Source organism: Jiangella muralis, from assembly GCF_001270745.1.
Taxonomy (GTDB): Bacteria; Actinomycetota; Actinomycetes; order Jiangellales; family Jiangellaceae; genus Jiangella; species Jiangella muralis.
In genome coordinates, this window is sequence record NZ_KQ434751.1 from 73,668 (window position 1) to 86,074 (window position 12,407).

The 12,407-nt window shown below is 74.4% G+C and carries 11 protein-coding genes; 9 read left to right on the forward strand and 2 right to left on the reverse strand.

Annotated features, from left to right (window positions below; translation table 11 throughout):
* Positions 1–7: 7 nt before the first annotated feature.
* Positions 8–1,375, forward strand: a complete 1,368-nt coding sequence (locus tag ACW62_RS00310; protein WP_053202097.1) for a replication-associated recombination protein A — start codon at positions 8–10, stop codon at positions 1,373–1,375.
* Here the strand turns inward: ACW62_RS00310 and ACW62_RS00315 are convergent.
* The gene (locus ACW62_RS00315) at positions 1,341–2,183 is read right to left on the reverse strand and encodes a Gfo/Idh/MocA family oxidoreductase (protein ID WP_053202098.1); all 843 of its coding nucleotides are present in this window, start codon (positions 2,181–2,183) and stop codon (positions 1,341–1,343) included. The two genes, ACW62_RS00310 and ACW62_RS00315, sit on opposite strands and share 35 nt — an antisense overlap.
* 78 nt (positions 2,184–2,261) lie before the next feature.
* On the opposite strand from ACW62_RS00315, the gene ACW62_RS00320 reads away from it, so the two are divergent.
* From ACW62_RS00320 to ACW62_RS00345, 6 genes are all read left to right on the forward strand, one after another.
* Positions 2,262–3,158: an alpha/beta fold hydrolase gene (locus tag ACW62_RS00320; RefSeq protein WP_083458963.1), complete on the forward strand. Its 897-nt coding sequence runs from the start codon at positions 2,262–2,264 to the stop codon at positions 3,156–3,158.
* Positions 3,155–3,805 (forward strand): class I SAM-dependent methyltransferase, encoded by a 651-nt coding sequence (locus tag ACW62_RS00325; RefSeq protein WP_053202100.1) that lies wholly within the window; start codon positions 3,155–3,157, stop codon positions 3,803–3,805. The genes ACW62_RS00320 and ACW62_RS00325 overlap by 4 nt, the downstream gene beginning before the upstream one ends.
* 54 nt (positions 3,806–3,859) lie before the next feature.
* Positions 3,860–5,413: a bifunctional AfsR/SARP family transcriptional regulator/alpha/beta hydrolase gene (locus tag ACW62_RS00330; protein ID WP_053202101.1), complete on the forward strand. Its 1,554-nt coding sequence runs from the start codon at positions 3,860–3,862 to the stop codon at positions 5,411–5,413.
* Positions 5,414–5,479: 66 nt separating this feature from the next.
* A complete protein-coding gene (locus tag ACW62_RS00335; RefSeq protein ID WP_053202102.1) occupies positions 5,480–7,135 on the forward strand; it encodes a serine hydrolase domain-containing protein in 1,656 nt (551 codons plus the stop codon).
* A gap of 2 nt (positions 7,136–7,137) precedes the next feature.
* A complete protein-coding gene (locus ACW62_RS00340; protein WP_053202103.1) occupies positions 7,138–7,809 on the forward strand; it encodes a response regulator transcription factor in 672 nt (223 codons plus the stop codon).
* A gap of 7 nt (positions 7,810–7,816) precedes the next feature.
* Positions 7,817–8,803 carry a sensor histidine kinase gene (locus ACW62_RS00345; RefSeq protein ID WP_053202104.1) on the forward strand — a complete coding sequence of 329 codons (987 nt, stop codon included), beginning with the start codon at positions 7,817–7,819 and terminating at the stop codon, positions 8,801–8,803.
* A 1,452-nt stretch (positions 8,804–10,255) separates the two neighbouring features.
* Here ACW62_RS00345 and ACW62_RS00350 read toward each other — a convergent pair.
* Positions 10,256–11,209, reverse strand: a complete 954-nt coding sequence (locus ACW62_RS00350) for a helix-turn-helix transcriptional regulator (RefSeq protein ID WP_053202105.1) — start codon at positions 11,207–11,209, stop codon at positions 10,256–10,258.
* A gap of 94 nt (positions 11,210–11,303) precedes the next feature.
* Between ACW62_RS00350 and ACW62_RS00355 the strand changes: the two genes are divergently transcribed.
* Both ACW62_RS00355 and ACW62_RS00360 read left to right on the forward strand, forming a co-directional pair.
* Positions 11,304–11,741 (forward strand): VOC family protein, encoded by a 438-nt coding sequence (locus tag ACW62_RS00355; RefSeq protein WP_053202106.1) that lies wholly within the window; start codon positions 11,304–11,306, stop codon positions 11,739–11,741.
* Positions 11,738–12,277, forward strand: coding sequence for a YdeI/OmpD-associated family protein (locus tag ACW62_RS00360; protein WP_053202107.1), 540 nt, complete (start codon positions 11,738–11,740; stop codon positions 12,275–12,277). Before ACW62_RS00355 ends, ACW62_RS00360 begins: the two co-directional genes overlap by 4 nt.
* Positions 12,278–12,407: the final 130 nt, after the last annotated feature.

Consider the following 12,407-nt stretch of genomic DNA (forward strand, 5'->3'; position numbering starts at 1 on the left):
CGTTCCCATGGAGCAGGAAGGTCTGTTCGGCGGCGGCACGCCGTCGGTGCCCGCCGGGTCGCTGTCCGGCGCCGACGACGACATCGCCGGCCGGCCGCTGGCGGTGCGCATGCGCCCGCGCACGCTCGACGAGATCGTCGGGCAGCAGCACCTGCTCGGGCCGGGCACGCCGCTGCGCCGGCTGGTCGAGGACGACCAGCCGATGGCGCTGGTGCTGTGGGGGCCGCCCGGCACCGGCAAGACCACGCTCGCCTACGTCGTCAGCCGGGCCACCCAGCGGCGGTTCGTCGAGCTGTCGGCCGTCACGGCCGGGGTGAAGGACGTCCGCGCCATCATCGACACCGCCCGGAAGGAGCTGGCCCGCGGCGGCGCCGGCACCGTCCTGTTCGTCGACGAGGTGCACCGCTTCTCCAAGACGCAGCAGGACGCCCTGCTGCCGGGGGTGGAGAACCGGTGGGTGTCGCTGGTCGCGGCCACCACCGAGAACCCGTACTTCGCGCTGATCAGCCCGCTGCTGTCGCGGTCGCTGCTGCTCACGCTCGAGCCGCTCGACGACGACGCGATCCGCGAGGTCATGCGCCGGGCGCTGGCCTCGTCCCGCGGGCTCGACGGCGCCGTCAGCATCGACGACGACGCGCACGACCACCTGCTCCGCCTCGCCGGCGGCGACGCCCGCCGCGCGCTGACCTACCTCGAGGCGGCCGCCGGGGGAGCCGTCGACGGCGTCATCAGCCTCGACGTCGCCGAGAAGGCCGTCGACCGCGCCGCCGTCCGCTACGACCGCGACGGCGACCAGCACTACGACGTCACCAGCGCCATGATCAAAGCGATTCGCGGCAGCGACGCCGACGCCGGCCTGCACTACCTCGCCCGCATGGCCGAGGCCGGCGAGGACCCGAAGTTCCTGGCCCGCCGGCTGGTCATCCTCGCCAGCGAGGACATCGGCATGGCCGACCCCACCGCGCTGCAGACCGCCGTCGCGGGCGCCCAGGCGGTGCAGCTGATCGGCTGGCCGGAAGCGCAGATCACGCTGGCCCAGGTGGTCATCGCGCTGGCGCTGGCGCCGAAGTCGAACAGCGTGGTCACCGCCATCGGCGCCGCCGTCGCCGACGTCCGCGCCGGGCTGGCCGGCCCGGTCCCGCCACACCTGCGCGACGCCCACTACTCCGGGTCGAAGAAACTCGGCCACGGCACGTCCTACGCCTACGCCCACGACGACCCCCGCGGCGTCGTCGAGCAGCAGTACGCGCCCGACGCCGTCGCCGACAAGCAGTACTACCAGCCGGGCACCCGCGGCGCGGAGCGCGACTACGCCGACCGCTACGCCAAGCTGCGCCGCATCATCCGCGGCTCGGCGACCGAAGGTGCGCCGTGATCGCGTCGAGCAGCGCCACCGGAGCCACCATGGCCGCCGCCTCGTCGTCCGACGGCGGCGCGCCCTTCTCGGCGATGGTCATGAACCGGTCCAGCACCGGGGCCAGGTAGTCCGGCGGCAGTGCCAGCTCGCGGGCTTCGATGCCGTCCGCCCGCACCACCGTCGCGTGGAACGGCGCCTGCGCGGCGACGAACGTCAGCGTGACGTGGGTCCGGCCGATGGTGGTGAGCGCCGTGACGGCGCCGTCGCCGGTGCGCACGTCCACCTTGCCGGCTGCTTCGGTGGCCCCGATCAGCTGGGCCGCGGCCTCGGCCAGATGGACGCCGTAGTAGTAGAGGCCGCCGTAGGGTCCGGCCGGGTCGGCGGGGCCGGTGACGTGGACGGCGAGCGGCCGATTGCCGTCCAGCTCGGTGATCGCCGGGACGAACCGCAGCGCCGACCCCTCGTAGAGCGGCACGCCGTGCGCCCGGGCCGCGTCGACGATCGCCGTCGCGTCGGCCGCCGACGCCGCCAGCGGCTTGTCGACGAACACCGGCAGCCCGGCCTCGATCAGCGGGACCGCCTCTGCCCGGTGTGCCCGGCCGTCGCGCGAGCAGATCAGCACCGCGTCGACGGCGCCGACGAGGTCGCGCGGCGCGTCGACCAGGTGGGGTGCGCCCGCGGCGGCCGCGGCGAGCGCGCGGTTGCGCTCGGTGTCGCCGCCGGCCAGCGCGACGACCCGGGCGTCGCCGTAGCGCCGCTCGACGTTGAGCAGGCGGAGGAAATGGTCGACGTGGCTGCTCTCGGTCCCGACCACTCCGATGCGCATCACGGTCAGCCAGCCTACGGCAGCCGGCGGCCAGCCGGATGACAGTGGCGCGACAGGCGGGCCGGGGACCGTGGTCGCATGATGCTGCGAAGAGAGCAGGGCCGGGTGGAACGCGATGGTGTGGGGATCGCGTACGAGCAGGTGGGGCACGGCGAGCCCACCCTGCTCCTGCTGCCGGCGTGGATGATCACCAACAGCGGGCTGTGGGCGGCCCAGCGTGACGGGCTGGGCGATCGGTTCCGCTGCCTGTCCTACGACGCCAGGGGGAGCGGCCGGTCGGACCGGCCGGCCGAGCCGGAGCGCTACCGGGTCACCGAGCTGGTGGCCGACACGCTCGCGGTGCTGGACGCGGCCGGCGCCGACCGGGCCGTGCTCGTCGGCAACTCCCTCGGTGGGCTGGTCGCCTACCTGACCGCCGCGCTGCATCCGGACCGGGTGGCCGGGCTGGTGCTGATCTCCGCGGCAGCCGATCTCACCGGCGACGAGCATGCGCCGCTGGTGCGCGCCATCGCGACCTTCGACGAGGAGCGACCGGGCGACGACGGGTGGGCGTGCTACAACCGGCGGGCCTGGCAGCGTGACTACCCCGGCTTCGCCCGGTGGTTCGTCGACACGGCTCTGGGCGACGAGGCCACGGCCGAGGCTCGCGAGGACGGTGTCCGGATGGCGCTGGACGTCACACCGGAGGTGCTCGCCGCCGGTGTCACCGCACGCTCGGGCCCGCCGGCCGGCGTTCAGGCCGCCAAGCTGCGTCGATTGGCGGCGCAGCTCACCTGTCCGGTCCTGCTGATCCACGGCGACCGGGACGCCGTCGTGCCGCCCGCCTGGTCGGCCGCGCTCGCCGCGACCCTGGACGCCGTCGTCACCCCGCTGCCGGGCGCGGGCCACTGCCCGCAGGTCACCCGGGCCGCCGAGGTGAACGGCCTGATCAGCGAGTTCGCCACCGGAATCGGGACCTCGAGGTCGGCGGCATGAGCGAGGCGGGGGCGAGGGTGAGACACCGCATCAGCAACCCGGTCCGGGGCCGTCTGAACGCCGCCACGCTGCGCGCCGCCGACCGCTACGCCCAGCTGCTCGTCGGCGGGCGGAAGCGGGCGCTGTTCGCGGACCTGCCCGAGCAGGTGGTGGAGATCGGTCCCGGCACCGGCGCCAACCTGCGCTACTACCGGCCCGGCACCCGGCTGGTGGCGATCGAGCCGAACGTCCACATGCACGGCCCGCTCCGGGCCGCCGCCCGGCGCCACGGCATCGAGCTGGAGCTTCGCACCGCGACCGCCGAACGGATGGCGTTGCCCGACGCCAGCGTGGACGCCGTGGTGAGCACGCTGGTGCTGTGCACGGTGCCCGATCCGGTCGCGGCCGTGGAGGAGGTGTGGCGGGTGCTGCGGCCCGGCGGGCGGCTGCTGTTCCTCGAGCACGTACGGGCCGACGGCGGCTATGGGCGCCTGCAACGGCTGACCGCCCGGCCTTGGCACTGGCTCTTCGAGGGCTGCGACGTCCGCCGCGACACCGAACGCACCATCCGCGACGCGGGCTTCACCTCGGTGGACCTCCAGCACTACAGCATGCGATCGGCGTTCCTCCCCATCAACCCCCAGATCGCTGGCACGGCGATCCGCTAGCACCCTTGCGTGCGACGATGAGCGCCTCACTGCCATCGGCGAGGGACGCGGCGGATGAAGTTCTGGGTGCTCGGGTCGGTCGAGGCCGTCGATGCGGACCAGCCGCTTCCGCTCAGCAACCGTCAGCGTGCCCTGCTGGCCGCGCTGCTGGCCCGTTCCGGCGAGGTCGTCTCGGCCGATCGGCTGGCGGAACTGCTGTGGGGCGACGCGCAACCCGCAGATCCGGTGAGCGCGCTGCACAGCCTGGTCTCCAGGCTCCGCCGCATACTCGGCCCGGAGGTGCTCACCACCCGTCCCCCCGGCTACGCCCTGCGTCCGGACCAGGTGGAGATCGACGCCGTCCGGTTCGAGGACCTGCTGGAACAGGCACGGCAGGCGCCGCCGGCCGTGACCGTCAGCCTGCTCGATGACGCGCTCGGGCTGTGGCGCGGCACCGCCTTCGCCGAGTTCGCCGACACCGACGTGGCGAGGCTGGCGGCGATCCGCCTGACCGAGGCGCGGCTGACGGCGGTCGAGGCCAGAGCGGCCGCGCTGCTGGAGTGCGACCGGCCGGCCGAGGCACTGCCGTCCCTCGAGCCGTTCGTGGCCGAGCACCCGCTCCGGGAACGCGGCCGCGCCCTGCTGATGCGCGCGCTCTACGAACTCGGGCGCCAGGCCGACGCCCTGCAGAGCTACCGGGCATACAAGGACCACCTGGCCGACGAGCTCGGCCTGGAGCCGTCCGAGCCGATCCGGCGGCTGGAGCTGGAGATTCTCCGGCACGAGGTCCCCGGCACACCCGCGGACCCGCCACCGCTCGCCGGCCTGCGGGCCCGCTACGCCTCCGCCGGTGACCGTACGATCGCCTACGCCGAGATCGGCACCGGCCCGCCACTGATCGCGCTGCCCGCCTGGGTCTCCTCCATCGAGGTGACCGCCTCCGGCCGCGACCCGCGCTCGTCCCTCCTCCAGCGCCTGGCCGGGCACACCCGCCTGACCCTGTACGACCGGTACGGCACGGGCCTGTCTCGCGGCGGCGTCCCCGGCGACTACGGCCTGGAGCCCAGCGTCACCGAACTGGCCGCCGTGATCCGCCGGACCGGCGGCCGGGCGAGCCTGCTGGCCATGTCACAGGCCGGCCCGGTGGCGATCGCCTGCGCCGCCCGCCACCCGGAGCTCGTCGACCGCCTCATCTTCTTCGGCACGTACGCCAGCGGCCCGTCCGCGTTCATCCACACCGACCTCAACCGCACCCTGGTCGACCTGGTCCGCGCCCACTGGGGCCTGGGGTCCCGCCTGATGGCCGACCTCTACCGCCCGGGCGCCTCCGACGCCGCCGCCTTCCACCTCGCCCAGGTCCTGCGCGACTCGGCACCTCGCGAGGTGGCCGCCGGCTACCTGGAGGCCGTCTACGACATCGACGTCTCCGAGCTGCTGCCCCAGATCACCGCGCCCTCCCTGGTCCTGCACTACAACCACGACCGCGTCGTCCCCTTCGCCGGCGCCCGCCAGCTGGCCACCGCCCTCCCACACGCCCATCTCGTCCCCCTCGACGGCCCCTACCACCTCCCGGACGCCGCCGACCTGCCCGCTGTGGTCACAGCCATCCGGGACTTCCTCACCTCCTGACCGGGCGTCGACCAGCGCCGCGTTTGGTTCACATCGTGTTCGCGGCCGGGTTCCTACGGTCGTCGCATGACCAGATTCCTGCCGGCCCTGCTCGCCGCCGCCGCGGTGCTGCTCGCCGCCTGCACGTCCGACGCCGAGAGTCCCGCGAGCCCGGCGGGCTCCGCGAGGTCTGCGGGCTCCGCGAGCGATGGCTGCGACGCCGCGCTCGACGCGTGGGCCGACGCGGGCTTCAGCGGCTCGGTCGCCATCACCACGGCTGGCGAGCCGGTGTGCGAGGCGGGCTACGGCGCCGCCGACCGCGCCGCCGATCGCCCCAACACCGCCGACACCGTCTTCGCCATCGGCTCGGTCACCAAGGCGTTCACCGCGGCCGCCGTCCTCGGCCTCGCTGACGACGGCCGGCTGACCCTCGACGACCGGGTCGGCGACCTGCTGCCGGAGCTGCGCGGCCCGGTCGCCGACGCCACGGTGCGGCAGCTGCTGGTGCACACCAGCGGGCTGAACGGCTCGGCGGGCGCCGACCACCAGCCGCTGAGCCGCGACGACGCGCTGGCGGCCATCGGCGCCATGGAGCAGGCATTCCCACCCGGCACCGACTATCTGTACACCAACGCCGGGTACACGCTGCTGGCGCTGGTGGTCGAGGAGGTGGCCGGGAGCTACCGCGAGCATGCGGCCACGCGTGTCCTGCGCGACCTGCCGTCGGCCGGCTTCTGGGACGGCTCCCCGGCGGCGCGCGGCGACCGCGCCGTCGGCTACCTCGACGACGGCAGCACCGGCGCCGCGGGCGACTTCACCGGACCGCACTGGGCGCTCGACGGCAACGGCGCGCTGGCCATGAGCATGCCCGACCTCGCCGCCTGGACGCGGTCGCTGTTCACCGGCGGTGTCGTGTCGCAGGAGGCGGCGGAGGTCCTCGCCACCCCTGAGGTCGACCTCGGCGACGGCGTGGGCGAGACACCGGGGTGGGTGGCCTACGACGCGTCCGCGTTCGGCGTGCCGTTCCTGGCCTCGGCGGGCGGGGGCGGCGACGTCGGCCACGAGGCCATGGTCGTCTGGATCCCCGACGGCGAGCGGGTGCTGGCGGTCGCGTCCAACGGCCCCGAGGTCACCGCCGAGGAACTGGTCGAGGCCATCGGCCCGGCGCTCGCGGCGGGCGAGCCCATCCCGGGGCCCGACGTCCCGGGCGGCACCGTCGATCCCGGCGTCGCCGCGGCTATCGTCGGCGACTACCGGCTCGACACGGGAGGTGCGTACCAGGTGAGCGACGACGACGGCCTGCGCATCGCCGCGCACGGCGCCGACGCCGTCCGCGCGCTGTTCCCGCCGGGCGACCCCGACGCCGTCCGCGAGCACGAGCGGGCGGTCGCGGCGCTGCTGGCGGGCGAGACCGAGGCCGGCCGCGAAGAGCTCGTCGCGCTCGACGACGACTTCGGCCCGATCGGCGGCGCCGAGCCGGCCGGCACCGTCCTCGCCGACGGCGAGCTGCGCACGTACGTCACGCTCGACACCGGGGGAGGGCCGCTGCTGGCCTGGTACGCGCTGAACGACGAGGGCGGCGTCGACGGCGTGGATGTCGGCACCGACCCGCCGGCGGTCCCGTTGGCGCCCAACGGCGACGGGTTCCGGCCGGCCGACCCGGCGGGCGCGGGCCCGGACGTCACGGTGTCATTCGGCGACGACACCGTCACGGTGGGCGACGTCACGGCGCGGCGGGGCTGACCATGCGGATCCTGCTGGTCGAGGACGACCCCGACCTCGCCGACGTGGTGGCGCTGGGGCTGCGCAACGAGTCGTACGCCGTCGACCACGCCGGCACCGCCGCCGCGGCGGAGGAGCTGCTGACCACCACCGGCTACGACGTCGCCTGCCTCGACCTCGGGCTCCCCGACGGCGACGGACTGGAGTTGCTGCGCCGCCTCGGCGCCGACCCGGTCCTGCGGCGGCCGCGGCGCACCCTGGTGCTGACCGCCCGCGACGCCGTCGCCGACCGCGTCGCCGGGCTCGACGGCGGCGCCGACGACTACCTCGTCAAGCCGTTCCACTTCGCCGAGCTGGTGGCCCGGGTCCGGGCGCTGGGCCGGCGGGCCGACGAGACCGGCGCGACGCTGCGGGTCGGCGACCTCGGCATCGACCTCGCGGCGCACCGGGCCTGGCGCGGCGGCACCGACCTGCGGCTGACGGCGCGTGAATTCTCGCTGCTGCGCTACTTCATGCACCATCCCGGCGAGGTGCTGTCCGCCGAGCAGCTGCTTGAGCACGTGTGGGACGTCAACGCCGACCCGTTCACCACCTCGGTGCGGGTCATCCTCAGCCGGCTGCGCCGCAAGCTCGGCGACCCGCCGCTCATCGACACCGTCACCGGCGTCGGCTACGTCCTGCGAACGGCGCCGTGAGCCGGCCGTGGTCGGTGCGGGCGGCGCCGTGGTCGTCGCTGCGGGCAGCGCCGTGAGCCGGCCGTGGTGGTCGCTGCGGGTGCGGCTGGCGGTGGCCGGGTTCCTGGCCAGCTATTTGCCGGTGCTGCTGCTGTTCGGCGTCACCATCGCCACCGAGTACGACACCTCCACCGAGGTGGTCAACGGCGTCGAGGTCACCACCGACTCGTCGATCACGTGGCCACCATCGATCACCGCCACGGTGCTGGCGCTCGGCCCGGCCGCCGCGGGGCTGGCGTGGTGGTGGGCCGGGCGGGCGGTGCGGCGGTACGAGCAGATGTACGACCGGCTCCAGCACGCGGCCGACGCCCAGCGGCGGCTGATCGAGGAGACCAGCCACGAGCTGCGCATCCCGCTGTCGGTGCTGGCGACCAACGCCGAGGTGCTGCTCGCCCATCCGCAGCCGACGCTCGAGGTGTACCGGGAGGGTCTGGAGCGCTCCGGCCGGGCCGCTGACCGGCTGCGCGCGGTCATCGACGAGCTGCTGGTCGACGCCCGCGGCCGGGCCCGCACGGTCGACCGCCACCCGGCCGACGTCGCCGCGCTGGCCCGCGCCGTGGCCGACGACGCCCGCGTGCTGGCGGCCCGGCGCGAGGTGTCGGTGGTGGTCACGGCGCCGCCGCGGCTGATCGGCGCGGTGGACGAGGCGACGGTGCGCCGGGCGGTCGCCAACCTCGTCGACAACGCCGTCCGTCACGCCCCCTCCGGCTCGGTGGTCTCGATCACGGCCGAGCGGCGCGGCCCCGAGCTGGCCGTCGTCGTCACCGACCACGGTCCCGGCGTCCCTGCCGACGACCTGCCGCACGTCTTCGAGCCGTTCTGGCACGGCCACGACGGGCTCGGCACCGGCCTCGGCCTGCCGATCGCCCGCCAGATCGCCCTCGCCCACGGCGGCGACGTCACCCTCGCCGGCCCCGGCCCCGGCTGCGTCGTCACCCTCACCGTCCGCCCCTAGTCCGAGAATGGCGGTGATGCCGGCTGCCGAGGGCGCCTTGGGTGCGGCAGTGGGCCGGATGCCGACGGTTCGCCGGCTTGGCCACGTGGGCCGTCCCCCTGCTGCCCATTTTCTCAGCCGCGGCACCGCGCCTCAAGCGGAGCCCAACGGCGCGCTTCGCGCGAGCGAAGCACCGCTTGACCCGCGGCACCGCGGCCAAGAACGGGCAGCTATCAGGGGGACGGGGGAAGTGCGGGCAGAGCCCGCGCCGCGCACCGTTCGCCGTTCGCCGTTCGCCTGGCTGGCTGGCGTTCGCTGTTCCTGTCGGTGCACCGTTGGGTCGTCCTCGATTCCCGGAGCCGTCTTCGATGGCGGGAGTCGTGTTCCGGGTGCCGTTTGGACGATTCTCGCCATCGAAGACGGCCCAGAGAGTCGACGTCACTCGCGTGGTGGGCACGTCACCCGCCGTAGCACCGGATGGGCGTCGTCGGCGGCGGTCATACGGTCCTTGCGCGAGTGAGGTGCACCCGCCCCGCGTGAAGTGGCCGCCCCACCCCCGGCGGCTCGGTGGTGGGGTGCCACACCGAACCGGGCCACGGCAGCGGACGATGAGGTGTGCCCAGATCGCCCCCGTCCCCCTGATAGGTGCCCGTTCTTGGCCGGGAGCGCGCGGGTCAAGCGGACACCCAACGCGCGAAGCGCCATCCGGGTCCGCTTGAGGCGCGGTCACGCGGCTGAGAAAATGGGCGCCAGGGGGACGGCCAACGCGCGGACCACGGCCAACTGCCGCAAAGCGGCGAACGCGGCAGACCCGGGCGCGTCGGCCGGCCAGCCAACGAGAAGCCCGGCCGACCGAGTCGACCGGCCACCGAGTCGACCGGCCACCGAATTGACCGGGCCACCGCCGCGTGGACCGAGCCGACCAGCCTGATGCACCGGTCGGCAGCGGCTGAGGTCCCGGGAGACCCCCATCCTCGGACCCTGGCCGGCGCCGGTCCCCTCCCGGCAGCACCGGCCGCATTTGGGTGCACCCTTGATGGGTGAGATCGCTTGCCGCCCGGCGACAGTCGCCTCACCCGGTCACCGGCCACCACCTTGGCTAGGCTGACCGCCGCGTGGACGTCCGGTTCGTCCCGATATCCAGCATGGCCAGCAGTGCCAAGGCACCCGCGGCGAGCAGCCCACCCACGCTGCGTAGATCACGAGGACTCGTTCATCAAGGCTGTGTCCCATAGGCCCCGCCGTCCCACGCTCCCCGCCGCAGTCGCGGTCGCCGCCGTCCCGCCGCGTCCCGGCGACACCCCCCGGGCACCGCCTCCGCAGGTTGATCTTGGAGTAAGCGGGGAGATGCCGCCCGAAATGCCTGGCTGATTCCCCGGTTGCTCCAAGATCAACGTGGCCGGGCGGCGGCGGGGAGTGGGCGGGGCGGCGGCGGGAGCGGGATGGGGCGGGATGGCGGCGGGAGACACGCGGTCAGCCGGCGGCGGAGAGGTACCGCTCGGCCAGCGAACGCAGGTGGTCGCGCAGTTCCGGCGGGTCCAGCACCTCGAACGGTACCCCGAGGCTGCCGAGGTAGCCGGCGAGGTCGTGCCAGGAGTCGCCGCCGGTCTGGAGCAGGCAGCTGCCGTCCTCCAGCTCCGTCACCAGGCCGCCCATCGCGGTGATCTTGTCGCGGACCACCTCGATCGGCGCGTCCAGTCGCACCCGGGCCTGCTCCCGGTACGCCCGCGACCCGACGCCGCTCAGCACGTGCGCCACCGCGTCGCCGCCCGGCGGCGGGCGGGGCGTGAACCGGGGCCCGGTCGGGATCTTCGGCCGCACGCGGTCGGCGCGGAAGGTGCGCCAGTCGTCCCGGTCGAGGTCCCAGGCGAGCAGGTACCAGCGGCGGCCGGTGTAGACGAGGCGGTGCGGCTCGGTCCGCCGCACCGATGACGTGCCGTCGTGGCCGGCGTAGTCGAACCGTAGCTGCTCGTGCCCGTGCACGGCCGCCGCGACCGCCGTCAGCACGTCCGCGTCGACCCGGCCGTCGACGCCCGGTGCGGACGCCGTCGCGGAGCGAAGGGCGTCGACGCGGTGCCGCAGCCGCGACGGCAGCGTCCGCTCCAGTTTGGCCAGCGCCCGCAGCGACGTCTCCTCGATGCCGGTGACGGAGCCCGCGGCGGCCGCGCGCAGCCCCAGTACCACCGCTACCGCCTCGTCGTCGTCCAGCACCAAGGGCGGCAGCGACGACCCGGCGCCGAGGCGGTAGCCGCCGGCCGGGCCGGTGAACGACTCGACCTCGTAGCCCATGATCCGCAGCCGCTCGATGTCGTTGCGGACGGTCCGCGTGGTCACGTCCAGCCGCGTCGCCAGCTCCGAGCCCGACCACTCCCGCCTGACCTGCAGCAACGACAACAGCCGCAGCAGCCGCACCGACGTCTCCAGCATGAATCGAAGTGTCGCACGAATTGAGGAACCGAACGTTCCACAACCGCCCGTACCGTCGTTCTCACCAGCAAACGAACAGCACAAGGAGAGATCGATGAGCATCGAACTGCGCGGCTTCTGCACCCTGAACTTCTACGCCGACGACATGGCCGCGGCCCGCGAGTGGTACACCGGCGTGCTCGGCCTGGAGCCGTACTTCGAGGCGGTCGACCCGGCGTCGGGGCTGGTCGGCTACTACGAGTGGCGCATCGGCGACCACCAGGACGAGTTCGGCGTCATCAACCGCGCGTGGCGGTCGCCGGCCGACCCGACCACGCCGGACGCGCCCGGCGGCGCCGTCATGAACTGGCACGTCGACGATCTCGACGGCACGCTGGCCCGGCTGGTCGAGCTGGGCGCCACGGTGCACCAGCCGCGGGTCGACCGCGCCGAGGGGTTCGCCAACGCCACCGTCGCCGACCCGTTCGGCAACCTGCTCGGCCTCATGTACAACCCGCACTGGAAGGCCATGGCGGACGGGGCAGGCGCGTGAGCGACCCGCTCACGTTCGTGGACGCGGCCGGCTGGGACGCCTGGCTCGCCGCGCACCACGGCACCAGCGACGGCGTCGTCCTGCGCATCGCGCGGAAGGGCGCGCCGGGCCTGACGATCCGGGCGGCGCTGGAGGTGGCGCTGTGCCACGGCTGGATCGACAGCGTCCGCCGCCGCGGCGACGACCACCACTTCCTGCAGCGCTACTCGCCGCGACGCAAGGGCAGCCCGTGGTCGGCGGTCAACGTCGCGCTCGTCGAGGAACTGACGGCGGCCGGCCGGATGCGCCCCGGCGGACTGGCCGAGGTCGAGGCGGCGAAGGCGGACGGACGGTGGGCCGCGGCGTACGCGTCGCAGGCCACCGCCGCCGTCCCGGACGACCTCGCCGCGGCCCTGGCGGCGGACCCGGCCAAGGCGGCGGCGTTCGACGCGCTGACGAAGGCCGGCCGGTACGCGATCCTGCTCGCGCTGATGAAGACCCGCACGCCGCAGGCGCGGGTGAAGGCGCTGGACAAAGCGTTGGCCGGGCTGGGTTGAGGTCGCCTACGCTGGGGGAATGGACATGCTGCCGATGCCCGGGCGAGCACCCGCGGCCCGCCCCGCGGCCGTCTCCCGGTCGTGACCGCGCCGGGTGGTCCGGCGCGGTAGGGTCAGACGCTTGAGACGA